Raw genomic sequence first — 23,279 nt, 5'->3', positions numbered from 1 at the left:
ACGACAGAAACCGTTGCAGTACTAATACTCCAGTGAGATTTCGTGTCCTGAGCTGGTTCTTCGTTGGTAGTGGCAGTGTCGGGCGGTGGCTTGGTGGCGTCGGCGCCAGTGGGACCAGTTCAGTGTGTGCTGGCGTTGGTTGTGGTGGGGTCTGGAGTGGGGCAGGAGAGTGTCCAGGAGTCTGCGGATCTCTGCCACGGTGAGGGGAACGAGGCTGCTGGATTCGTTTCTGCTGCCCCCTTTATGGCCTCGGCGGCGAGGGCAGCGAGGAAGGCGTGGGCGAGCATGGCCAGGGTGATGTGGCGGTACCAGCCCGGGTAGCGGCGGACTTCGTACTCATCGAGACCGCACTCGTTTCGCGGCCTGGAAGCACTCCTCGATGGCCCAGCGCATGCCGGCAACCCTGGCCAGGTCGATGATGGTGCAGGTGACGGGTGCGTAGGCGAAGTAGTAGGCGATCTCTTCCGGTTGGGTCAGACTACGTCGGGCCAGGACCCACCGGTGGTGGGTGGGAACGTCTCCGTCGAAGAAGCTGATCGAGGGCAGTTTCGCACTGGCCCAGTCGTAGACGCGCGGGCCTTTGGCGCCCTGCCCACAGGAGACACGCTGCCAGACGTCTTCGGGAGCCTGGTCGAAGAGTTCGTCGATGCGCCAGAACCCGGCCAGGCTCTTGACCTGCTGCGATTTCGGGACCGCGACAACGTAGCCGACACCGAGTTCCTCGAGCAGACGGCGGAACTTCCACTCCTGCCCGTAAGCCTCGTCCGCAGTCACCCACGAGGCCGCAAGCCCCGCCGCGAGGAGGCGCGTGACCATCGCTTTCGCCAGATCGCCCTTGGTCGCGAACTCCCGCTCATCCGGGATCTTCGCCGCTCGACACCGTTCCCGGTCCGACGTCCAGGCCTTCGGCAGATACAACTCCCGGTCCACCAGGGCCCGTCCATGCTCGGTCGCATAGGCGGCGAACACCCCGATCTGGCAATTATCGATCTTCCCCGAGGTGCCCGTGTACTGCCGGCCCACCCCCGCGGAGGAACGCCGCAGGAAGTGACAACGGCGGGGCAGCCTCTGAGGGTGATCACCGAGTATGCCGCCGCGCAGTGGGACCTCGAACTGGACGATCTCTTCCTGACCATCGGGCATAGGTTCGGCCGGGTCGAGCTCCGCCGCCGCATGCGTGACTACGTACGCGGGCTACTCGCTCCGGTGGCCCGCAAGAACAGCTGGCAGCTGGCCGAACAGGCTGGCCACCCCACGCCCGACGGCCTGCAGCACCTCCTCGCCGGATCGAAGTGGGAGCCCGATGACATCCGCGACGACCTGCAGGAATACGTCGCCGGGCACCACCTCAGCCGGTGTCCAGCGCCAGTACTCCGGCACTGCCGGCCGGACCGAGAACTGCCAGATCGGCGTCTTCGCCGCCTACGCCTCCGCCCTCGGCCGCTCTGGTCGACCGCGAGCTCTACCTCCCGAAGTCCTGCACTGAAGACCGGGAACGCTGCCGCACCGCAAAGGTCCCCGACGAGCGAGAGTTCGCCACCAAAGGCGAACTCGCCCGTCACATGGTGCTGCGGGCCCTCGCCTCGCCACTGCCCATTACCTGGGTCACCGCGGATTCCGCCTACGGTCAGGACAACCGATTCCGCCGGCTGCTGGAGCAGTCGGGTGTCGGCTACGTACCGGCCGTCCCCAAGTCCCACTTCAGCGTGGGCTGTTCACCGATCGAGGACCTGTTCACGCAGGCCCCGCACGAAGCGTGGGAGAAGATCTCCTGCGGCGACGGCGCGAACGGGCCCCGCGTCTACCACTGGGCAGCGGTGCGGCTGCCGGCCGTCGCCGAGTCCGACTATCAGGGCGAGGTCCCCCACCGGATGCGGTGGGCACTGACCCGGCGCAGCATCAGCAAGCCCGACGAGATCGCCTACTACCTCGCCTACGCGCCCCTTCAGGTCACCGTCCAGGAGCTGGTACGGGTCGCCGGGACGCGCTGGGCGATCGAAGAGTGCTTCCAGGCCGCGAAGAACGAATGCGGCCTGGACCAGTACGAGGTCCGCCGCTACACGGGCTGGTATCGGCACATCACTCTGGCCATGCTCGCTCACGCTTTCCTGGCCGCCACGGCACACCAGCCGAGGGAAAAGGGGGCGGAACCGGTGAGACACCCGAGGCAATCGGGCTCACAGTGGCGGAGGTTCGGCGACTCCTGGCAGCTTGTCGTGCCCGGCCCCCGCACCTGAGCGGACACCGCGGACGACACCACGCGCTGAGCTGGTCTCACTGGCGCCGCCGACGCCAAACAGTCGCCCGCCGCTGTCACTACCTGCGGCGTTGTCACACGATCGAGGAGCGGTCTCCATGAGACCCCCCCGCCCGATCGAAGTCCCACTACACTCCCGCCACCCGGCGAAAGACCAGGTCAGACAGCGAAATCCTGCTGGAGTACTAGCAGCGTTCGGTGGCTGATGCAGGTGCCTCGGTGACACGGTGCACCGCCGTCAGCCGCTGTCTGGCGGACAGTGGATTCTAGGGCCAGTTCGTGCGGGCCCATGCCACAAGTTTGTCAAGGCCAGGTCCGCCGGCCGCGACGTTGACTCGTGTGTCGTCTTCGTTTATTGCCCCGAAGGCCTGAACCGCGATGATGCGAGGGTTTCCCGCACCGAAGAAGGCGAACATCGGGCCGCCGGAGTTGCCATCGGTAATGTCGCCGTAATTCTCGCATTCGAGGCCATCGTGGTCGCCGCTGTAGGTGGCATCGATGCTGATGCCGCTCTGGTAGCTGGTACCCAGGAACCAATCGTTGATCGGGTAGCCCATGTGGATCCACACTCCCTGACCGTTCCAGGCGGGGTTGTAGGGCCGGGTACCGAAGTAACCGAGTGGATCCCCGAGCGGTTCGTACAGTCGGCAAACGGCCCAGTCATGGGCTGTTGACGTGCTGTCCGGCCAGGCCGTCACATCCGATACGTAGGATTGGACGCCGGCACCGTGGAGGGACTGGCCGTTCCAGTATGTGGGCACGAAACGCATCCACCAATTGCCTGCCGCGACATCATCCCATGGCACCGCATGGGCGGCGGTGAGGACAAGGCGGTTGCCGACGAGCGCCCCTGCACCGTGTTGTCCTTCGCTGTTGACGATTTTCCCCACACAGCCCCAGGGCCAGCTCGTTTCGTTCAGTTCCTGCCGGTTGTCGTCGCCGAAGACGAATCTCGGGTCAACTCCCGGCTCAACGAGATCGCCGTTCGCTCGCCGCATCGGTTGTCTTCTGCGGCTGGGAAGAACGCGCGGTACATGGAACACGTCGAGCCACTCGGGACGACAGGCTTGCAGATCCACATTGGAATCGATCCCGGAAAGCAGCTCTCGCGGGTCGATGCGCAGGGCCGTCCTGCCGGGCAGGGAAATCTCGCCCTCGGGCCCGACCGGCACGTCGACACGCCACAGATTCTCCGCCGCTCCATCCATGCGGCGGACCTCTGGCTCTGGGGGGCTTCCGTCGGCGCAGACATACACGGGCCGACAGCTGGCGAGCTCAGCCATCGCCGGAGGCCGTTCGCCGGTCCCCAGACTGGGCCGCAGCGTGGCGAGTTCATATGGAGTCAGCGGCCGCTCGCCGTCATCGACGAAACGCAGGGAGTCCACGGTCTGCCTATACGTTGTCATGATGTGCCTCTGAGGAGAATGGAAGGCGATCACGCTGGCAGCGCCAGGAAGGCGGCTGGCCGGCCCGCTGCACAGAAACCCGCACAGGCCAGATCGAGTGTGTACGGAGCCCGCCGGTGACCAAGCACGGCGGTGACGGCGCGCCAAATCTCTCCTCCATGACACCACCGTTCAACCGGGGTCGCATCCCGCACCTCAGGGCGGCACCTTCCGCCTATCGGCTGGTTCTTGCAGCAGTCCAGCCGGGGCAAGGAAACGGCAGGCCAGGCGAGCGACTCTTCTGCTCACCCGGGGCCCGTTGGGGACGCCCAGCGGCTCCTTGGTCGTGAGCGCCAGCGCCGACGAGTCCTCCGCCGCTGCGGGAACAGCCAGCGCCATAGTGTTGTTGCTGAGCGTTGATGGGGGAGGGACGCCATGGCCAGCGCCAACGCTCACTGGCACACGGACGCTGTCTGCCGGACGACCGACTCAGACGAGTTGTTCGCCGCGGCTGCGGAGCAGAATCGCGCCAAGGCCCTCTGTGCCCGGTGCCTGGTACGCACCGAGTGTCTGATCGAAGCCCTCGACAACAGGATTGAGTTCGGCGTGTGGGGCGGCATGACGGAGCGCGAGCGCAGAGCACTGCTACGCCGGAGCCCCGGTGTCGCCTCCCGGTGGGACGTGCTGGAGGGGCCGCCGCGAGCACGAGCAGCCGCGGGAGCTGATTTGGCTGGCAGCACGGGTGCTGTCGTCGACAGGGCAAACGTTGCCTGATGCGGCACCTAGTGGTGCGTCGCTGCTTAGTTGTGGTGTGTGTTGGTTGGGAGGGTTGGTGTCTAGCGGATTCCTTCTCCTTTCGCCAGAGCAGGATTGTTGTCATGGGTTCGCAGAAGAAGTGGCCGGTCAGGTTGACTGTGCGGGATCGCGAGGATTTGGTCCGGGTAACCACCACGGGTGTTCGTGGAGCCTCGATGATCATGCGTGCGCGGGTGCTGCTTGCGCTGGATACCTCGGTGGGTGAGGTGGATTCCAAGGAGGTGATCGCGGCCCGGCTCGGCGTCTCCGGGGAGACGTTGCGGCTGGTCGCCAAGCGTTTCGTTGAGACCGGTGGTGATGTTCACGCCACGATCGCGCGGAAGAAGCGCGACCTGCCGCCGGTGCCCTCGCCGGTGACTGGCGAGGTCGAAGCCCGGCTGATCGCGATGGCGCGCTCCCAGCCACCCCAAGGCTATGCGCGGTGGTCGCTGCGGCTGCTGGAGAAGCACGTTGCGCTGGTCGAGGACATCCCTGATCTGGACCACTCCACCATCGGGCGGGTCCTAAAAAAACGGAACTGCGTCCTCACCTGAAGAAGTGCTGGACCATCCCGCCACGAGGGAACGCGCAGTTCGCGGCCCGGATGGAAGACGTCCTGGCCGTCTACGCCCGGCCCTATGACCCGGCATGTCCGGTGGTGTGCATGGACGAGAAGCCCTACCAGCTCCTCGACCACGCCCGCGGCCCGCTTCCGGCCCGACCCGGTCACGACGCCCGCCAAGACAGCGAGTACATCCGCCGCGGCACATGCTCCATCTTCGTGTGGGTCGAACCCTTACGCGGATGGCGTCGAGTCCAGGCACTGCCCCAGCGAACCCGGATCGACTGGGCCGGCCAAGTCAAGCAGCTGCTGAGCGTGGACTACCCCGACGCCAAGACCGTGGTGCTGGTGATGGACAACCTCAACACCCACGGCATCGCCTCACTGTACGAGGCATTCGAACCGGAAGAGGCCTTCGCCCTGGCTCAACGCCTCGAGATCCACCACACGCCCAAACACGGGTCATGGCTCAACATCGCCGAGACCGAACTCTCCGCACTGACCAGGCAATGTCTCGACCACCGGATCGGCGACCTCGACACACTCAACGCCGAACTCTCGACCTGGCAGAACGCCACCAACACCGACCAACGTCAGGTGAACTGGCAGTTCACCACCCACGACGCACGCATCAAACTACGCCACCTCTACCCCAAACATTAGCCGCGACAACCTACTAGGCGCCGGTGCCTCGGTGAGCGGAACCGCTCACCGAGGCACGTCGGGCGGCAGTGGCAGCTGCCCGGCACCGAGAACACCACCCCGCGCCGAGAGGACCCCATGGACATCACCACCCTGCTGCAGATGCTGGAAGCCGTCCGGCGCGCCGACCAGGCCGACGCCGCGTACACCGCCGCTGGCCTGCGCCCGGGCAAGCCAGGCCGCCGTGGACGCGCTCACCGACATCGGCCGCTGCGAGCAGCAGCTGGTCGCCACCCGGGGCCGCGCCCAGAGGCGGGCCGCCGCCGACGTGCTGGAAGCGGCACGGGCCACGTATGCCGACTGCGGCCGCCGCGACCAGGCCGCCAAGGCCAATCTGCGCCGCGCCTTCACTGCTGCCCGTACGGCCAACCGTGAGCTCCCCGCCCTCTACGCCCCGCACGCCCGCGGTCGCGCCACGGGCGGCAAGCGCCGGTCGGCCGTGGCGGCGAGCATCCTGGACGAACTGGCCACCATGCCGCTGGAGCTGATCCGCGTCGCCGACGCCATCCTTGTACACTCCAGCGCTGGCAAGGACTCGCTCGTGATGCTCCACCGGCTGGCGACCTGGGCGGCCCGGGTCGGCTGCAAGGACAAGGTCGTGGTCGTCCACTGCGACCTGGGCGACACCTCGGAGTGGCCCGGCGTGCGCGAGCTCGCCGAGCGGCAGGCCGAGCGATACGGGCTGCGGTTCGTCGCTGTGGACTCCGGCGGCGGGCTGCTCGGCCTGGTGGAGAAGGGCTGGACGATCAGCGCCATCGGCCGCCGTCTGAACCTCGACCGCAAGACCGTACGCCGCTTCCGCAATACTGACCTCGACGAGCTGCTGGCCTCCGCCCGTGACCGCCGCCCCAACGGAGTGCTGGAGCCGTTCAAGGCGTATCTCAACGCGCGCTTCACCAAGACCCAGGGCCAGGTCAGTGGCACCCGTTTGGTCCTGGAGATCCACGAGCGCGGTTACCGTGGCAGTCGCCAGGTGGTCCGGAAACACCTCGCCGCGCCACGAGCGGGGACCGCCGAGCAGGTCCGGGCCGACATCCCCAGCCCGCGGAAGATCACCTCATGGATCATGAGGCCCCGCGAGACCCTCACCGAGAGCCAGGACAAGCGGCTGCTGGAGGTCCGGCTCGCCTGCCCGGACATCACCCGTGCCTGTGACCTGGCCCGAGCCTTCGCCGATCTCGTCCGTCACCGGCGCAGATTCCTGCTTCTGGAGTGGATCCGCCAGGCCGAGCAGCAACAACTGAAGCACTCAACAACCAGGATCAGCCGTTAAATTGACACACCCGCGGTGAATCACATGGCGCACATGGGCGGGCGCTACACCGAGGACGAGTTCACCGAAGAGCCGTAGGGCCGGCTGTTACAGCCGGGGCCGGGCTCCGGCCGGTCCCGGGTAGTCCGGGTCGTCCTGCGCGTTCGGCAGATCCCGATGCCCCTCTGACCACGCGTTCACCCACTGGCACCCCGCGCACTGATACCGGCCGTCCAGCCCCGCCAGACGGGATCCGCACCGGGGGCAGTCGATTTCGGTGATCTCCGGTCCGTCCGATACCGCGTCCTGCGGGAATAGTTCCTCGACCGGAGTGGTGGGCGCGTGGTGGGGTAGGTGGCTCATGACGGGCAGGCTACCCGCGCCGACAGGGGGCAAGCAGACCGTCCGCCAACCAGAACGGCGACGCCGGACGACCAGCCACACTGGTTCGAGCAGATCCACGTGCCGCCCGGGCCCTGGATGGCCCCGGCCCCGCAGTTCCCGCACTGCATGACGCCCCCTCTGATCCGATCGTGTGCTCTGATCGTGCTCCCGACCCGGGCCCAGGGCAAGGCCACGACCGGCCAACAAGCCCGCCGGGTGGGGCATGCTGGGGGAGTTATCCCCGCAGGCGCTCGCATCCTCCGCCGCGCCGACCGACGCCGCCAAGGACGCCGCCACCGTCGAGCAGGGCACCGGCCTGGTGAACGCCGACCGACCGAGCGAGCGGGCAAGAGGTCGTCAGCGAGCAGACGTCGATCGGCCTTGGCACCCAGAGCTGGCCGCTCGACGACGACTAGCCGGTCACCCGCGCGCTCACCTACCGCAACCTCGGTGACCGGGACGCTGTCCTCAGCCTGGCTCTGGACGCCCAAGGGCCGCGCGGGAAGGCCGGCTCCAGCACGGCGCCTCCCGAAGGAATGTTCACCGTCTCCACGAAGCGCCTGATCATCCCGGCCGGCAGCGTCGCAGAGGTTCGCCTCACCGCCGACACCCGCATCGGTAACACCGACGGCCTGTTCGGCGCCCGGGTCACCGCCACCCCCGAGGGCGGAGGACAGCACGTACGCACGGCCGTCTCGGTAGACCGCGAGGTTGAGTCTTACGACCTGCGGATCGAGGCCACCGACAGCAACCGTGAACGCGCCGAGTCCGACATCTGGCTGACCTGCGAAGGAGCCGTCGGCAACGTCGCGGCGGTCCTGTCCACAACGCCGGGCGACGGCACCGCACACATCCGCCTGCCGCGCGGCGACTACCGGATTGGCTTCCTACGTGACCAACCCCGCCGCCGGAAAGGACGACGGCCCGGGACGGCGATGATCGTCCAGCCCCGTCTCTCCCTTACCCGCGACACCACACTGCGAACCGACGCACGCACAGCGCACCCCGTCGAGATCGACCTACCGCACGGTGCCGCCTACCGGGAGGGGTCGGTCAACTTCTTCTCCGGCAGCGGAGGGGACGCCTCGACCACCACGTGGTTCGTGCCCGACCCGAAACAGCTCACGCTGGGCCGGCTCGGCGGTGCCGTGGCACCCGAGGACTTCGAGGCCGTGATGACCGGCCTGTGGACCAAGAACGGCGACCACTACAACCTCATCGTGCCCCGCCGCGGGCACTTCTTCGACGGCCTCCGGCATACCGTCCGCGCCGCCGACCTCGCGCAGATCACCCTCCGCTCCGGTTCGTCCACCCGGCCCGACGCGGGATCTCCCCGCCCGCACGGTTCAGTGAACGCGGCATGGACCCGCCGCGACAGCTTCAGCCTCGGGACGTCGGGCCCGCCGGTCCCGCTGCCCGGCGTCTCCAAGCAGTACGTCAGCACCCCGCCAGGCTTCACCTGGAGCCTCGGAGTGAGTCAGTACGCCGACGACTCACCGGACGCCGAAGCACAGATGGGGCACTCCCAGACCGCGTCCCTGCGCTACGAGGCGGGCAAGGCATACACGGCCGAGACCGGCGCCGGAGTCATCGGCCCCCGTTTCACCGCGGACGCGTACGCCGAGCGCACCCGCGACACCCTCAACCTGTGCCTGCCGCTCTTCGCCGATCGCGCAGGCAACTCCGGGTGGGCGCGAACAAGCGCCGTGCGCACCACAGTGACCTCCGCGCAGAACACCTACGCAGACGAGCGCACCGGACCCTGCGGCCACGTCGAACTCGTGGCGGATGCCAAGCGCTACCGGCTGAGCACCACCGCAAGTCGTCCCGCTACCGTTGCGGCGACCAGCACCCGCGTCGACGCCGTCTGGGACTTCGACAGCGCCCGGCCCGATGCGGACACCACCACCCGTGTGCCGCTGTCCACTGTCGCGTTTGCCCCGAAGCTGAACCTGGACGACACCACCGCTGTCCGCGGACGCTTCACCGTGCCGCTCCAGATCCACGGGCCGGCTGCCAAGGACGGCTGCGACACCCTGCGGGCCGAGGTCTCCTACAACGGTGGGAAGTCCTGGCAGAAAGCGCCAGTGAACTCGGCACCGAGCGCCGGGAAGGGCCACGTCCTGACGCTCAATCACCCCGCGAAGGCCCGGTCCGTCTCGCTGAAGGCGAAAGACGGCACCACCTTTACCACCACCGTCCGGGACGCCTCCTGCTGAACTGACCATCCGTCACGCACTTACCGCGGCGGGCTCGGCCATCCGGCCGGTCCCGCCGCGGCCTGCGTCCCGGCATCGACATTCCGCCGCGATGGTCACGCCGGATCGCCGCGTACAGCTCGACCTTCGACATCTGCGGGCATGCTGATTCCCGACGCGCGCCCCGCTACGGAGCTCCCGATCCTTTGGGCCCTCACCGTTCCGTCGCTGCTTCGGATTCGCTTCGACGCCGCTTTTCGAGCCCACAGGTCCGAAGGAAGCTGCTCGGCACTGACGAGTTCGCCGAGATCCCGCAGAGGCTCGGTGGCGTCCCTGTCGTGCCACGCGGTTTCCTGGCGCAGGGCTCGGCGCGTATCCCTGCTGGTGTACCAGGAACTGGCAGTCGAGTCGACGAGGTCAAGGCGCGCTTCGGTCGGCAGGTGCACCAGGCGCAGGCGCCGGTTGTTGTGGCCGAGAAGTCGCAGGCCGGGGATGCCGGCGACGCGTTCTACCTGTTGTTGGAGGGGGCATGCCAGTGCGCCTTCGGCGACAATCCCTGAGCCTGTCGGGGGATGTGGTGGTTGAGGCAGCTGGCTGCCGACCCGAGGCGGTCGCTCAGGCGCACCGTTCCGCTGCCGGGCCCGTGGTCAGCCCCGGTGTCCGCCGTGCTGCTGGTGCGCGGGCGGCACTTGCGGTCGGCGGCGAGGTGGACCTTGCTGGTCTGCCCGCCCCTGGAGCGTCCCAGGAGGGCGGCCTTCAGCCGGAGTTTTCGCCGACGCCGGATGCGTCGTCGTTCCTCCCGCCCGGGATCGAACTCGGCGTCCTGTCCGTCTTGTTCTTCGAGGCTGCCCCTTTTGACCTGGCTTTCTCCGCCTCGGTGGCAGCCTTCTCCAGGGCGGTGAGCACATCCTCCCCCAGGTGCATCCCAGCTGCGTCGTGGTGAGCACGCACGGTGGTGGAGTCGATGCTGACCAGGGACAGATCGATCTCACCCCGCTTCGCGGCTTCCGCGATCAGGCCCTCCAGCAGGGCCTCGATAGCGTACGACGGGCCCGTGGGCATCGGCGTCATCGAGAACGGCAAGGGCGCCATCCCCCGTGCCACCTTCTCGATCGACCACACCACCATCACCACCCGCCCCCTGGACGGGAACCTGCCGAAGCACGACAGTCTGTTCGCGACGAAGCGTGACGTGTCCGTACGCGTCGACCGGGCAACCGTCGTACGGGCCGCAAAGAAGTGCCTGGCCCTCATCAAGGCCAAAGGCGAGAACGGCGCACCCGTCAATTTCGCGTGGGACGACGACGGCACCCTCACCCTCGCCCCTCGCATCGGCCTTGCCGACGGCGGCGCACGGTGGAGTGGTCCAGCCGCAGCTCGTGGCTGATTGCGGCGAGCGTTTTTCCCTCAGGGATGAACGCACATTGGGGGGCAGCCGTTCTCTTGCCTGACGAGCTGGCTGAGACCGTCACAGACCCCGGGACCATCACCGTGGCCCCGGGGTCTTGCAGGTCCGGCTCAACGGCCGGACGGCGGCGGTGTCGCACCCAGTCGACGCCCAGTTCCCGCAGCGCGTCAGCTGCAGTCCGCGGTGATCTTCCCGGGCGTCACGTTCCGTACCGGTCGCCGGGTTAGCGGATTCCCCGGAACGAGGCGTCGTGGTGGCTGGAGGAGACGGGTGGATTGATCACGCGGGCGCCTGGCACGACAGGCCTCAGCTCAGCGGAATGGGGGAGATCCGCTCAGATCTCCAACTCGCGCTCGATGCGCTTGAGCGCGTGCCGAGCCAGCGCGAGATTGCCGCGTGAACGGTCCAGCGCGAGGTAAAGGAAGAGGCTCCCGCTGCTGCTGCCCAGCGGACGGATGATGTGGTACTGCGCGCCGAGCGTGATGAGGATGTCCTCGATCGAGTCGTCCATCCCGAGCAGTTCGAGCGTACGGGTCTTGGCGCGGACCACCTCGCTGTTGCCCGCGGCGGCCACCTCCAGGTCCAGCCCCTGGCCACCGCCGAGAACGCCGAGCGACATACCGCTCTCGTAGTCGACCAAGGCGACGCCGAGGGCGCCGTCGATGGCCATGGCTTCCTTGAGCGCGGTCTCGATGTTCATCGTCATGCCCTTCACTCGGTGCGCTGGTGCGATGTGGCAGAAAGTTCCAGAAGATGAGCGTCCTGTGCCCTGTCCTGAATCTTTCGGCTTAAAGTACTGTGCTTTCTGTTGTCGTGTGAAGCATCGGTGAAGGTGAGCCCCGTTGTCATCAGTCGAAGCCTCCCTGGGCTGCTTGTTGGAGCTGCCGGGTGTCACGGGTGTCACGCTCATCGACGCGGTTACGGGACTGACATACGGCGACGCCGGCACGAACGGCTCGGACCCCATCGAGTGCAGCCGCCTCACGGCCCTCGTCGGCAGTGGACTGAACACGGCTGGCGCACAAGGCGAGTTGGAGAGCATCGTCATCACGGGAACCAACCGCCAGCTCATCGTCGCCACCGTGTCCCGGCAGGGCGATCCTCTGCTGCTGACCGCCGTGCTGGAGCGTGGCCAGGCCAACCTGGCCTTGGTCCTGCACCACCTGGGCCTCTACGCCGCCAAGGTGATCGCGTGAAGGTCGCGAACGCCGCCCCGCGCAACCTCCCTGCCCTCCTCGCCGCTCTCCATGAGGAAGAGCGTGACGCGGCGGTCACTGTCGCTGGCACCCCGGGCGGCACCATCCATCTGCGCCACGGCAGGATCGTCGTGGTGGACACCCCCGGCGCCCCCAGCGCGGAGTCGATTCTCCTGAAAACAGGGCAAGTCGAGGACACCGCCTGGGCAGCGGCCTGCGCGGCAAGCAGCTCCGGCGGGAACACCCTGTGCGAAGAACTCCATCGACGCGGTCTGTTGACCCCGGAAGAGTTCGAGGTCGTCTGTACAGCGGCTCTGTTCGACAGCGCCTTCGCCCTCGCCCTCGGCTCCGCCACCGAGTGGGAGGTGCGCGGGCCGTCCAGACCGGTCGTCACGGCTCGCGCCTTCGCCCCGCACCTTGTCACCGCCGAGACCACTCGCCGCCTCGCCACTGTCACCGAACTATGGGGATCGGCAACGGAGTTTGCCCGTACCCGCATCCGTGTGACCAACACATCCCCGGTCCGCCTCCCCCCGAGACACACAGCTGTCCTGGAAGCCGCCAACGGGCGTCGTATCCCTCGCGACATCGCCTTCGCTCTGGGCCGCGGCACGTACGCTGTTATGCTTGACCTCTCCCACCTGCGAACCCTCGGCCTCGTCGAGCTCGACACACCACCGCTCGGCGGCCGCCCCAGCACCGCCCCGCGCGTGCCCGGCCTCCGGACCAGAACCCCGCGCCCGGCCGCCCCGGCACCGCTTCCACAACGCTCACCCGGCGCACACCATCCACAGCGATCGGATACGGCGTGAACCCACGTCGGCGCAAGAAAGCCAAACGGCGAAGCCTCGCCCTCGCCAGGCAGCTGAGACGCGCTCGCACCCGCACAGGTGCGCACTCACCACTACCGCCGTTGCCCAGGCGCCAACCCGGCGCGGCCCCCGACCGACCGTCCTTCCCGGCGAACCTCACTGAGCACCAGCCTGATACAGCCCTCCTCCACTGCGTCCGCGCGGGTCTCGCGGCACTGCCCTGAACCACGCCCCACACTCCAGCACGCCACCGCACACAAGCCGGGAATGCCGATGCCTGAAATCCACCAGCCCGAACCACTCGTCGAGGTGCTCACGGCACTGCGCGAAGGCGTGATGGGCGTCAGCGAGACAGTGATCTCCACCGTCGACGGCCTCTTGGTCGCCGCCGACGTCGACGCTGTGCACGCGGAGTCCATCGCGGCCCTCTCCGCCGCCGCCCACAGCCTCGCGCGCCGTATGGCCCACGAGGCGGGCGGTTCCGGCCTGCGTGACGTCACCACCCGCAGCGCGGACCGGCACGTGGTCGTCCAGGCGATCAACGACCGAGCCCTGCTCACCATCCTCGGCGACGACGGCCTGGATCTGACCCGCCTCCAGTGCGACATCCACACGACGCTGCAACACCTTGCGAAGATCCTCGAAGGGGACACCCCGGCCTGACGGCCCCCGCCGACCGCAGCAGCCGAACGGACGACATCAGCAAATGGGTGGTGGTCTGCCGCGGCATCGACTTCGTCGGTGTCGGGCGGAGGCGTGAAGTCGCGGGCAATGCGCACGCTGCCCCATTCCCGGCCCTTTGCCTTGTGGGCAGTGGAGACGGTGACCTGGGCCTGTTCCTCGGGTACGAGACGGTCGACGGCATGCAGGATGGCATCGGGGCCGTGCCCCCTCCGGCTCCTGCTCATTCGGGCGGACCACGGTTGAAGGCCAGGTAGCAGCCGCGACGGGCGGACATCTGCTCGGCCAGGAAGGCCAGCGTGGACGTCTTGCCGGTACCTGCGCCGGCCTGAATGACGCGAGGACGACGACACGGCCGCTGTCGGCAAGGCCCTGTCCAACGGCGGTCCCGAGGTCCAGGCCGCAGCACGGGCCGCACTGTCAGGACCGCCCTCCGGACGGCGTACCTTCCTCGACATCGGTCTGTACAAGGCGCAGCAGCGTGACGCCAACGCCGCCGCCCACATCGCCGAGATCAACATCCTCCTCCAGGCCGCGTACAAGTCGGCAGCGCTCGCCCACAAAGACGCCGCCGAAGCCCAGAAGGTGGCCGCGGAAGCCCGAAAGGACGCCCGCGAAGCCGTCAACGTATGGGCGGCCAAGGCCGAAAAGTCCGCCAATGAGGCCAACACATACGCGCAGAAGGCAGACGGGTTCGCCACCGACGCGGCCCAGTCCGCCGACCGCGCCGCCGAATCCGCGAAGACAGCCAGGAACGCCGCCGCAGCAGCCAACAGGACGCCCAATCAGCCGCCCGCTCCGCCGAACACGCCAGCACTCCGCCGGTGTCGCCGGGAACTACGCCTCCCAGTACGAGGCCGGGATATCTGCCGAGGCCGCGGGCAAGGATGCCGCCGCAGCCGCCAAGGCCTCGTCCGAACCCTTGAAGGTCGCCGCTGACATGCTTGTCGCGGAACTCAAAGCCCAGGTGAGAAAGGAACTCCAGGAAGCTAGCAAACCGCTCTCGGACACCGAGCTCCGCAAGGTCCTGGAGAAGCGGCTGGTCGCCTACCGCCACAATCTCATGAAGGACGGGGACCTGAAGCCCGGCGAGACGCTCTTGGTCTGCGGTGGTAACGGAGCCGGCGACATGGCATGCATCACCACCACCTACCTCGACCGCCTGGTACGTCGGCGCCGAAGAGATCGAAAAGTGCACCACCACGGAGTGCAGCCGCCGCGACCAGGTCGCCAAGGCCAAGAGGCGTCGCGCTTTCACCGCGACCCGCACGGCACTCCGTCTATGGCCGCCCCCATCGCCTGGATGACGCCCGTCCCGAAGTTCGTCATAGACCCGGAAGATGTCGCCGTCGTCGTAGAATTTCATGCTCCCGGCCACATCGGACCAGGCCACGGTGAAGGTCACGTTGGCGGCGTGGGCCATCGCGGACTGCATCCGTACGCCCAGCATATCGAGCTTGATCAGGCCGAGGTTGGGCCTTGACCCCTGATCTTGGACACTCGAGACGTGGATCTTGAGGAGCTAAGAACAGGAGTCACCTCGTGGTGATGAAGCACTATCCGCCGGAGTTCAAGGCGGACGCGGTCGCGCTGTACCGGTCGCGGCCGGGACAGACGCCCCCGACAGTCTGGGAGAAATCGGGCGAAGGCCCGCGCGCACTTTTCACGTGGACAGGCCGCCTGAGCGAGCCTGCCCACGGATGCTGTCACCTCCGAGCGCGACGAAGCTCCTCGTTCTCCTGCCGAAGCCGGGCGCTCTCCCGCTCCAACACCGCAACCTTGTCCTGCAGGGTCCGCACAGCCTCCGCGACAGCCTCAGCCGGGAACAGCTGCGGTATGTGCTGCCGGCAGTTCCAGTCGAAAGCCTCGACGTCGATCAGCATGGCGCGCTCCACCAGGGCCGGATACCGCGTGTCGCCCAGTCGAGAGACCAGCTCAGGATCGTCGTCGGCCTCCACCACCCGAGCCCGCCCGAAGATCTTCATCCGGGTGCGCGTCATGTAGTCCATCAAGAACAGCGAGACCTGATCGTTTCCGTCGAGATTGCCCCGGCTGATGTACTGCCGGTTCCCCCGGAAGTCCGCGAATCCGAGCGTGTGCGCGTCGAGCACCCGCAGGAAGCCGGCCGGCCCGCCGCGGTGCTGAATGTAAGGCCGCCCGGTCTCGCTGACGGTCGCGAGATAGAAGCTGTCCCGCTCACTGATGAACCACGCCTCGTCCGGACCGATCGCGTCGGCGACAGCGGGCACCTCCGCCATTCGGGTGTATGCACGATCGCTCCCGTGCGAACGCTGATGCCGCTGGACCGCCGGAGTGAATGCCAGCTGGGCATACCGGCCGGTCATCGCTCTTCCCGGGGACGCGGGCCGAAGATGCTCGGATCGTTCTCCGACTTCTGAAGGTCGTTGATGCTGGCCTCACGCCGACTCATCAACCCCAGGGCATCGAACTGCCGCAGCTCGTTGCCGTGGCTCCGCCACCACCGGCCGCCCGCGTCATGCCACTCATACGTGAACCGCACCGCGATCCGGCCGTCCGTGAACGCCCAAAGGTTCTTTGGCAGCACGCAGCCGAGCTCGGTGCCCCACTTCCGGGTCAGGAACTCGACGATAGGCTCGCGACCGACAAGAAACCGGTCGCGGTTCCGCCACCACGACACAGGGGCGTAGGCCAACGAGACTCGCTGCGGGTCACGCCTGTTCCAGGCGTCTTCGGCTGCGAGAACCTTGGCGCCCGCCGTCTCGGCGGTGAACGGCGGCAGGGGCGGTCGGGCTTCTGACATCGACGGGCTCCTCGAGGCAAGGACCGGCCAGCCTCCTCAGCGGAGGCCGATCTAACCAATCACTATCATCTTGAAGGTTATAAGTGCGGCCCTCATTCCCGATCTGAGGAATTTTCTCGCGCCGATATCAGCACCCGGAGTGCCGGACCGGCCGGTGGTGACAGAGACCTTGAGAGAGGGCGTCGCCCGTGTCCGTGACAGCGGCTTCAGCCGGAACTGGGCCACGTTCGCGTCCGCGATCGGCAACCACGCCAAACTGGAGATCGCCGACTCCAGGATCACGCGCAATGCCTCCCAAGGCTTCGCTGCCGTTCTGAACGAGGAAGGGGCTTCCGTGGCCATCCGCGAGAGCCTGCTCAGCCACAACACCTCCGGGGACGGTGGTGCTCTGCACAACCACGGCGTGGCGGAGGTCGACAAGAGTGCCCTCACGCATAACTTCGCGTCGGTGGAGGGCGGCGCCGTCGACACCGACGGCGGCCCGCTGTATCTGCTGGACAGCATCGTCAAGGGCAACGTTGCCGGGGAATTCGGAGGCGGCATCACCACCGACCAGCCGTCGTTCGTGGTCGAGGGCAGCACGATCGCCGACAACGCCGTTACCGCGGAAGACGGCGCCGGCGGCGGCATCTATCTGCTCTCCCCCGACGGTGTGGCGATCCGTGGCTCGAAGATCACGGGTAACCAGGCTCCGGGGAACGGTGCCCGCGGTGGCGGCATCTTCGTCGACTCCCACGACTTCGTCCCCAGCCCCCTCGCCCTGACCGATTCCACGGTGAGGAACAACCTGTTCGGACGAGCCCGCCGGTGGTATCCACAACCGCGGCGAGGTCACCACCCACGGGAAGGTCCGCATCATCGACAACGTCCCGACCAACTGCGAAGGCAGTGAGAGCGCCCTCCCCGGCTGCTTCGGCTGACATACCGACATGGCCCGCCCGCCCGCCTCTTGCCCCCGGGCCGCTTCCCGGGGGTAGGAGTGCCAGGTGAGCCAAGGGTCGGTTCACCCGGCACCCGCCGTCGTCGGCTCGAGCCGATGCCACCCGATGCGTGCCTCTGGCCGGGCGTGGCACTCGGACCAGACGTCGCCTCAGCCTGCGGATTCGCCTGCTTTCGTGATCTGATCGTCCGCGCCCACGCCCAGCTGGGCGGCCCGATCGTGCTCGTCTGGGACAACGTTGGCCTCCACCTGGCCGCCGGAATGGGGGAGTTCATCGCCGCGAACGCCGAGTGGCTCACCGTGTTCCAGCTGCCGACCTACGCCCCGGACCTCAACCCGCAAGAGGGAATCTGGTCACTGGTCAAACGTGACCTCGGCAACCTCGCCGCCGCCGACCTCAGCCAGATCACCAGAGCCGTAAAGCGTCGGCTCAAAAGGGTCCAGTACCGTCCGGAGCTGGTCGATGGCTGCCTTGCCGGCACCGGCCTCATCCTCGACTGACTGCCGATCCCCTCACCCCCGCAATACCGGAGGCGACGGTCACCCCCGAACGACACCCACCTCTGACGTGGGCGGGTAGAGGTCGAGAACGACGTCGAGCCCCAGCCCGCCGACCTCGGTGAGCAGGTGGGCCGACAGGACGCAGCCTCCCTGACCGTTCTCACTGCCGAAACCGAGATACAGCTCCAGATCGCAATCGGCAGACAGGCGCGTCAGCTCCTCACGACACCCGTTGACCAGTCTGACCAGCGCCGCGACGTGGTCCTCAAGCTTGCTGTCGCTTCCCAGTCCACTCGTCCGGATCCAGACGCTGGTCTCCCGACGGGCGCTGCTCGGGTTTCGGGGACTCATCAAACTCCCCTGCTCGAGTTGCTCGTCGGGGACGATACCCAGGCGAACCGAGATCTCCTCGGCGCGGACCGTCCGGCTCGTGATCCGGATCGACCCAGCCGACCACTTCGTGTCCGGCAACGGCGAGTGCATCGTCAAGTGTTCTGGCACTTCCTCACGATCGCAGGCCAGTCGGCGGCAGGCCAGCGCATTCCTCAGGCTCCCCGTGCAGCCTGCCCACCCGACATCACCCAATCAAGTTCAGTAGCGAAACTACGCCGGGCGCTGGGTGTGCGTGACCCGCAGCGGAGGCTCCATCCACGACCTGCGCTCCTACAACGTCAACGACCAGACCCGCTCCCTGAAGATCAACCGAAACGACTGCGGATAAGGCGTGGGGCTGCCGGAGCCCCTCCATCGGTTCGCCCGACAAGGCCCGTGTGAACCAGGAAGCGCTCCGCTGTTCGGTCGGCGGTCGCAGGCCGCGTGCCAGCGGAGTCGGGCCCTCGAGTTGCCGCCACGGCGCGATGCCAGGCACCCTTGAAGAAGTGTGCAGTGGTAGAAGCCAATTCGGGTCGCTTCTACAAGTCAGCCGTCCATCTGCACCGGGTCTGATCCACTGACGCATGGACAGCGCCCCTGATCATTGGGCCTGGATTGCAACGGCAGCTGTTCGGTACCGTGCCACCCCCTCAATCTCGCCGTGCGTGCATCTGCGGCACGCTGACGGCTGAGCGCACGACAACTGACAGCGCTCGAGTCGGAAGTCTGTGGCATGAGGAAATTCTGTGTCTGCATCGCCGCGATGGTGCTCCTGTTGTCCGCGCAGGTCCTGGGTTCCGCAGTGACTGCTCACGCGGCGGTCACCAACGTGTATGTGGCCGGGAAAACCCTGGTCGTCCTGGCGGAACCGGGGGCGAACAACCGGATCAAGATCACCACATCGGGGAGCGACTTGGTCGTCGTGGATATGGGAGCCGCACTCACAGCGGGCAGCGGGTGTGCGGGGGGCACAGAAGTCCGCTGCCCTGTAGCCGAGGTTGTGCAGATCGCCGTTCACACGAAAGACGGCGACGACGAGGTCACGGTCGCTCGCGATGTCTCCCGGCCCGCCTCCCTCGTTGGTGGTGACGGCAACGACGTCCTGCAAGCTGGGTCCTGGCCGGGTTACCTCTGGGGCGAGGCCGGCGACGACAAGCTCTTCGGCGGGTTCTCCGACAACCACGTCTACGGCGGGCCGGGAAACGACCAACTCTCTGGCGGACCCAGCAGCGACGAGCTTGTCGGGGATGGCGGCAACGACTATCTCTATGCGCTCCAGAGTGGCGACGTCCTCCGCGGCGGCCGGGGCGAGGACGAACTCCACGGAGATGTCGGCCACGACACTCTTGAAGGAGGGCAGGACGGCGACTACCTGTATGGCGAGGATCAAAACGACAAGCTCAACGGCGGAACCGGCAAGGACTACGTGCGCGGCGGCAACGGGGACGACGAGGCGACGGGCGGCACTGATTCAGACGTCGTCCGTGGTGACGCAGGCGAGGACTTCGTGCGTGGCGGCACCGACGACGACATCGTTCTGGGTGGCGAAGGCTGGGACCAGCTCGACGGCGAGCCCGGTAACGACCATGTCGAAGGCGACGACGGATGGGACAAGCTGTGGGGCGGGGTAGGGGACGACGACCTCTTCGGCGAGGACGGCAGGGACACACTGCAGGGTGACGGCGGCAAGGACTATCTGAATGGTGGGAACGGGATCGACATCTGCGTCGGCGAGCAAGAACCCCACTGTGAGCGGTGACCACCAGCGCGACCCCACGGTCCGCCGCCGACTCCCATGCCGCTTGCTCGAGCTCGACCAAGTCGGCCGGCGCGCACCCGCCGTTCGGCCTGTTCGGCTGCGGCCCACTCGACGACCAGCTGCTCGACAAACTCGCCCGTCTGGGTGACGAGCCTGGATGCACGTGTCGTGGCTCATTGGACAGACCGGCCAGGGCGGGACGGTCGAACCACCCCTCCAGGTGGCAGGCCCGCCCTGGCTGCCTCTCTATGGGAGATGGGAGACGACTGGGAGATGATCAAGGGGAGCAGGCTCGAAATGACTCTAATAAGCTCAAGAAACTTCCAAGCGCCCGCCACCCAGTCGCTGGCAGGAATTGGCGGGAAGTGTCGCCCTCAGCCTGCGGATTCGCCTGCGTGGGGACTCAACACGCCTGCTCCCACCAGCACGAACAGCAGGATGCCGAGGATGATCCGGTAGATGACGAACGGCATGAAGCTCTTGGTCGTGATGAACTTCATGAACCACGCGATCACGGCGTAGCCGACGACGAACGCGACAATCGTCGCGAAGATCGTCGGTCCCCACGACACATGGCCCTCACCGGCGTCCTTCAGTTCGAAGACGCCGGAAGCCAGCACGGCCGGGATGGCGAGCAGGAACGAGTACCGTGCCGCCGCCTCGCGCGTGTACCCCATCAGCAGACCGCCGCTGATCGTCGCGCCCGAGCGGGAGACACCGGGAATCAGGGCCATCGCCTGGCAGACGCCGTAGATCAGACCGTCCTTGACCGACAGCTCCTGGAGGGTCTTGCGGTGCCGGGGGGCGCGGTGCTTGCCGCCCTCCTCGTCGCGGGCGGCGAGGCGGTCGGCGATGCCGAGCACGATGCCCATGACGATCAGAGTGGTGGCGATCAGACGGAGATCGCGGAAGGGGCCCTCGATCTGGTCCTTGAGGGTGATGCCGAGTACCCCGATCGGGATCGAGCCGATGATGACGAGCCAGCCCATCTGCGCATCGTGGTCACCGCGCATGGCCTTGTTCGTCAGCGAGCGGAACCAGGCCGAGATGATCCGCGCGATGTCCTTGCGGAAGTAGATCAGCACGGCGGTCTCCGTACCGATCTGGGTGATCGCGGTGAAGGCCGCGCCAGGGTCGTGCCAGCCGGCGAACGCCGCCGTGAGGCGCAGATGTGCGCTGGAGGAGATGGGCAGGAACTCCGTCAGCCCCTGGACAAGTCCGAGGATGAACGATTCGAACCACGACATGAAAGCTAAGCCATCCAGGTACTGGTCAGGGTCGGTCGGAAGGTACAGGGGTGGACCGCGATCATGCGTCCACGCCTGGCAGCGTAGCGTCCGGCGGAATCCGCCGAACGGGCGGGCTCCGGCCGAGTGACCCACGGCACATCGCCGCAGCGGTCCGCAGCGAGGGCGTTCGCGGGGCGATGGTGCCGCGGCGGGGTCGGACGGCCGGGTGCGCGCCGCCGCCGGCGCACGGGCGCGTGGTCGTCAGTCGGCGACCGGGCCCGTCACCGTCCAGCCCGGCGCCTGGACCCGCGCGGTCAGGGTCTCCCGCGTGGCCTCACCGCCGCAGGCGGCGCAGACGACGACGGGCCTGAGCTCCTCGCCGCACTCGTGCTCGAGCACCGTCGGCCGCTGCTCCGAGAGATGCCGGTCGCCCCAGTCCATCAGGGTCAGCAGCACCTGGTGCAGCTCGCGGCCCGCGTCGGTCGGCACGTACTCGAACCGCCGCGGGCGCTCGCTGTAGGGGACCTTCTCGAGCACCCCGGCCTCGACGAGGCGGCGCAGCCGTGTGGTGAGGACGTCCCGGGGCGCGCCGGTGTTGCGCGCGATCCGGTCGAACCGGTGGACGCCGAGAAAGACCTCACGCAGGACGAGCAGCGCGTACTTCTCACCGACGACGGCGAGGGTGGCGGCGATGGAGCAGGGACGGGGGGACGTCATGGGGACAGCTTAAGAAGTAGTGGGTTGGAAAATCCAACCCGCGGGGTTACCGTAGAGTCCGTGAGTGAGTTCGGTTTTCAAACCAACCCGTTCGGGTCACCCTTCCCTTGCGGTGCCCGGAGCCAAGGAGGAACGCTCCATGCGTGACGCCGTCATCGTCGAAGCCGTCCGCACACCGATCGGCAAGGGCAAGCCGAACGGCGCACTGGCCGGGATCCATCCCGTCGCACTGCTGTCCCACACCCTGAGGGCGCTTGTCGAGCGCAGTGGAATCGATCCCGAAGCGGTCGACGACGTGATCGGCGGCACCGTCGACCAGGTGGGCGAGCAGGCCATGAACACCACGCGGTACGCCTGGCTCGGCGCCGGACTCCCCGAGTCCGTCCCCGCCACCACGGTGGACCGGCAGTGCGGATCGTCCCAGCAGGCCGTCCACTTCGCCGCCCAGGGCGTGATGGCCGGTGCGTACGACGCCGTCATCGCCTGTGGAGTCGAGTCGATGAGCAGGGTGCCGATGTGGTCCAACGTGCCGCCGGGCGCCGACCCGTTCGGACCGGGCGTCGCACACAGGTACCCGGAGGGGTTGGTGCCCCAGGGGATCAGTGCCGAGCTCATCGCGGCGAAGTGGTCCATCGGACGGGAGGCGATGGACCACTTCGCCGTGACGTCGCACCAGCGGGCGGCCCGGGCCTGGTCGGACGGGCTCTTCGACGCCGAAGTCGCACCGATCGGCGGGCTCACCCGGGACGAGAGCGTACGACAGGGGACGACGGCCGAGATCCTTTCGGGGCTGCGGCCCTCGTTCCAGGACCCGGTGTTCGCCGAGCGGTTCCCGCAGATCGACTGGTCGGTCACGGCCGGCAACAGCAGTCCGGTGAACGACGGGGCTTCCGCCGTCCTCATCACATCCGGCGAGACGGCGCGGCGCCTCGGGCTCCGTCCGCTCGCACGGCTCCACAGCTTCGCCGTCACCGGCTCGGACCCGTTGCTGATGCTGACCGGTGTGCTGCCGGCCACCGAGAAGGTCCTGAAGCGGGCCGGCCTCGGCCTCGACGACATCGATCTCTTCGAGGTCAACGAGGCGTTCGCGAGCGTGGTCCTCGCCTGGCTCCAGGAGACCGGCGCGGACCCGGCGAAGCTCAACGTCCACGGCGGAGCCCTCGCCATCGGCCACCCGCTGGGCGCCAGCGGCACCCGCCTGATGACCACCCTCGTCCATGCGATGCGCGCCCGCGGAGCGCGCTACGCACTGCAGACGATGTGCGAGGCCGGCGGGCTCGCGAACGCGACGGTCCTCGAGGCCCTGTAGGCCGTGCCCGGCACCTCGGTTCCCCCTCCCGGCCCTCG

General features: G+C 67.6%; 23 protein-coding genes and 3 pseudogenes. 16 read left to right on the top strand and 10 right to left on the bottom strand.

Features of this window, described 5'->3' with window-relative positions; genetic code table 11:
- Window positions 1-336: 336 nt before the first annotated feature.
- Entirely contained in the window at window positions 337-1,143 is an 807-nt protein-coding gene (locus ACTWOL_RS05225) for an IS701 family transposase (protein ID WP_474294807.1), read from the bottom strand.
- Between ACTWOL_RS05225 and ACTWOL_RS05220 the strand changes: the two are divergent.
- Window positions 1,075-2,156 (top strand): annotated as a pseudogene (locus ACTWOL_RS05220) (IS701 family transposase); the annotation flags it as partial. The gene ACTWOL_RS05225 and the pseudogene ACTWOL_RS05220 sit on opposite strands and share 69 nt — an antisense overlap.
- 367 nt (window positions 2,157-2,523) lie before the next feature.
- On the opposite strand, the gene ACTWOL_RS05215 reads toward ACTWOL_RS05220, so the two are convergent.
- Complete coding sequence (locus ACTWOL_RS05215) at window positions 2,524-3,642, bottom strand: trypsin-like serine peptidase (protein WP_474294806.1); 1,119 nt, start codon at window positions 3,640-3,642, stop codon at window positions 2,524-2,526.
- Window positions 3,643-4,077: 435 nt separating this feature from the next.
- Here ACTWOL_RS05215 and ACTWOL_RS05210 point away from each other — a divergent pair, with 435 nt between their 5' ends.
- The 4 genes from ACTWOL_RS05210 to ACTWOL_RS05195 all read left to right on the top strand — a co-directional run bounded on the left by ACTWOL_RS05210 (window position 4,078) and on the right by ACTWOL_RS05195 (window position 6,974).
- Window positions 4,078-4,416, top strand: coding sequence for a WhiB family transcriptional regulator (locus ACTWOL_RS05210; protein ID WP_474294803.1), 339 nt, complete (start codon window positions 4,078-4,080; stop codon window positions 4,414-4,416).
- Window positions 4,417-4,520: 104 nt separating this feature from the next.
- Window positions 4,521-4,991: a helix-turn-helix domain-containing protein gene (locus tag ACTWOL_RS05205; RefSeq protein ID WP_474294801.1), complete on the top strand. Its 471-nt coding sequence runs from the start codon at window positions 4,521-4,523 to the stop codon at window positions 4,989-4,991.
- A complete protein-coding gene (locus tag ACTWOL_RS05200; RefSeq protein ID WP_474301086.1) occupies window positions 4,976-5,662 on the top strand; it encodes an IS630 family transposase in 687 nt (228 codons plus the stop codon). Before ACTWOL_RS05205 ends, ACTWOL_RS05200 begins: the two co-directional genes overlap by 16 nt.
- Before the next feature lie 223 nt (window positions 5,663-5,885).
- Complete coding sequence (locus ACTWOL_RS05195; protein WP_474294799.1) at window positions 5,886-6,974, top strand: hypothetical protein; 1,089 nt, start codon at window positions 5,886-5,888, stop codon at window positions 6,972-6,974.
- Between the two features lie 87 nt (window positions 6,975-7,061).
- Here ACTWOL_RS05195 and ACTWOL_RS05190 read toward each other — a convergent pair whose 3' ends face one another.
- Complete coding sequence (locus ACTWOL_RS05190; RefSeq protein WP_474294797.1) at window positions 7,062-7,316, bottom strand: hypothetical protein; 255 nt, start codon at window positions 7,314-7,316, stop codon at window positions 7,062-7,064.
- Window positions 7,317-7,873: 557 nt separating this feature from the next.
- Between ACTWOL_RS05190 and ACTWOL_RS05185 the strand changes: the two genes are divergently transcribed.
- Entirely contained in the window at window positions 7,874-9,556 is a 1,683-nt protein-coding gene (locus ACTWOL_RS05185; RefSeq protein ID WP_474294795.1) for a hypothetical protein, read from the top strand.
- A 658-nt stretch (window positions 9,557-10,214) separates the two neighbouring features.
- On the opposite strand, the pseudogene ACTWOL_RS05180 reads toward ACTWOL_RS05185, so the two are convergent.
- Window positions 10,215-10,567: pseudogene (locus ACTWOL_RS05180) on the bottom strand (hypothetical protein); the annotation flags it as partial.
- Window positions 10,568-10,589: 22 nt separating this feature from the next.
- On the opposite strand from ACTWOL_RS05180, the gene ACTWOL_RS05175 reads away from it, so the two are divergent.
- Window positions 10,590-10,922, top strand: a complete 333-nt coding sequence (locus tag ACTWOL_RS05175) for a hypothetical protein (RefSeq protein ID WP_474294793.1) — start codon at window positions 10,590-10,592, stop codon at window positions 10,920-10,922.
- Window positions 10,923-11,277: 355 nt separating this feature from the next.
- Here ACTWOL_RS05175 and ACTWOL_RS05170 read toward each other — a convergent pair whose 3' ends face one another.
- Complete coding sequence (locus tag ACTWOL_RS05170; RefSeq protein ID WP_474294791.1) at window positions 11,278-11,643, bottom strand: hypothetical protein; 366 nt, start codon at window positions 11,641-11,643, stop codon at window positions 11,278-11,280.
- Window positions 11,644-11,785: 142 nt separating this feature from the next.
- Between ACTWOL_RS05170 and ACTWOL_RS05165 the strand changes: the two genes are divergently transcribed.
- From ACTWOL_RS05165 to ACTWOL_RS05145, 5 genes and pseudogenes are all read left to right on the top strand, one after another.
- Window positions 11,786-12,139 carry a hypothetical protein gene (locus ACTWOL_RS05165; protein ID WP_474294789.1) on the top strand — a complete coding sequence of 118 codons (354 nt, stop codon included), beginning with the start codon at window positions 11,786-11,788 and terminating at the stop codon, window positions 12,137-12,139.
- Complete coding sequence (locus tag ACTWOL_RS05160) at window positions 12,136-12,951, top strand: hypothetical protein (RefSeq protein ID WP_474294787.1); 816 nt, start codon at window positions 12,136-12,138, stop codon at window positions 12,949-12,951. The genes ACTWOL_RS05165 and ACTWOL_RS05160 overlap by 4 nt, the downstream gene beginning before the upstream one ends.
- 273 nt (window positions 12,952-13,224) lie before the next feature.
- Window positions 13,225-13,614, top strand: a complete 390-nt coding sequence (locus ACTWOL_RS05155) for a roadblock/LC7 domain-containing protein (protein ID WP_474294786.1) — start codon at window positions 13,225-13,227, stop codon at window positions 13,612-13,614.
- A gap of 387 nt (window positions 13,615-14,001) precedes the next feature.
- A pseudogene (locus ACTWOL_RS05150) lies at window positions 14,002-14,571 on the top strand (ALF repeat-containing protein); the annotation flags it as partial.
- 1 nt (window position 14,572) lies between these two features.
- Window positions 14,573-15,115: a hypothetical protein gene (locus ACTWOL_RS05145; protein WP_474294783.1), complete on the top strand. Its 543-nt coding sequence runs from the start codon at window positions 14,573-14,575 to the stop codon at window positions 15,113-15,115.
- A gap of 223 nt (window positions 15,116-15,338) precedes the next feature.
- Here ACTWOL_RS05145 and ACTWOL_RS05140 read toward each other — a convergent pair whose 3' ends face one another.
- Window positions 15,339-15,890 (bottom strand): pyridoxamine 5'-phosphate oxidase family protein, encoded by a 552-nt coding sequence (locus tag ACTWOL_RS05140; RefSeq protein WP_474294781.1) that lies wholly within the window; start codon window positions 15,888-15,890, stop codon window positions 15,339-15,341.
- 83 nt (window positions 15,891-15,973) lie between these two features.
- Entirely contained in the window at window positions 15,974-16,414 is a 441-nt protein-coding gene (locus tag ACTWOL_RS05135) for a DUF1348 family protein (RefSeq protein ID WP_474294779.1), read from the bottom strand.
- 157 nt (window positions 16,415-16,571) lie between these two features.
- On the opposite strand from ACTWOL_RS05135, the gene ACTWOL_RS05130 reads away from it, so the two are divergent.
- Both ACTWOL_RS05130 and ACTWOL_RS05125 read left to right on the top strand, forming a co-directional pair.
- Entirely contained in the window at window positions 16,572-17,306 is a 735-nt protein-coding gene (locus tag ACTWOL_RS05130) for a right-handed parallel beta-helix repeat-containing protein (protein WP_474294777.1), read from the top strand.
- Between the two features lie 174 nt (window positions 17,307-17,480).
- A complete protein-coding gene (locus ACTWOL_RS05125; RefSeq protein WP_474294776.1) occupies window positions 17,481-17,855 on the top strand; it encodes a transposase in 375 nt (124 codons plus the stop codon).
- A 39-nt stretch (window positions 17,856-17,894) separates the two neighbouring features.
- On the opposite strand, the gene ACTWOL_RS05120 is transcribed toward ACTWOL_RS05125, so the two are convergent.
- Window positions 17,895-18,356, bottom strand: a complete 462-nt coding sequence (locus tag ACTWOL_RS05120; protein WP_474294774.1) for a DUF4279 domain-containing protein — start codon at window positions 18,354-18,356, stop codon at window positions 17,895-17,897.
- A 706-nt stretch (window positions 18,357-19,062) separates the two neighbouring features.
- Between ACTWOL_RS05120 and ACTWOL_RS05115 the strand changes: the two genes are divergently transcribed.
- Window positions 19,063-19,986, top strand: coding sequence for a calcium-binding protein (locus tag ACTWOL_RS05115; protein WP_474294772.1), 924 nt, complete (start codon window positions 19,063-19,065; stop codon window positions 19,984-19,986).
- Window positions 19,987-20,360: 374 nt separating this feature from the next.
- Here ACTWOL_RS05115 and ACTWOL_RS05110 read toward each other — a convergent pair whose 3' ends face one another.
- Entirely contained in the window at window positions 20,361-21,233 is an 873-nt protein-coding gene (locus ACTWOL_RS05110) for an undecaprenyl-diphosphate phosphatase (RefSeq protein WP_474294770.1), read from the bottom strand.
- 243 nt (window positions 21,234-21,476) lie between these two features.
- Window positions 21,477-21,932, bottom strand: coding sequence for a winged helix-turn-helix transcriptional regulator (locus tag ACTWOL_RS05105; protein ID WP_474294769.1), 456 nt, complete (start codon window positions 21,930-21,932; stop codon window positions 21,477-21,479).
- 139 nt (window positions 21,933-22,071) lie between these two features.
- Between ACTWOL_RS05105 and ACTWOL_RS05100 the strand changes: the two genes are divergently transcribed.
- On the top strand, window positions 22,072-23,241 hold the full coding sequence (locus ACTWOL_RS05100) for a thiolase family protein (protein ID WP_474294767.1): 1,170 nt from the start codon (window positions 22,072-22,074) through the stop codon (window positions 23,239-23,241).
- The last annotated feature ends 38 nt before the right edge of the window (window positions 23,242-23,279 follow it).

The sequence above is a fragment of the Micromonospora sp. IBHARD003 genome (assembly GCF_056106285.1).
Note: the sequence above shows the minus strand (reverse complement) of the source record. Positions and strands in the feature narration are given on the sequence as shown.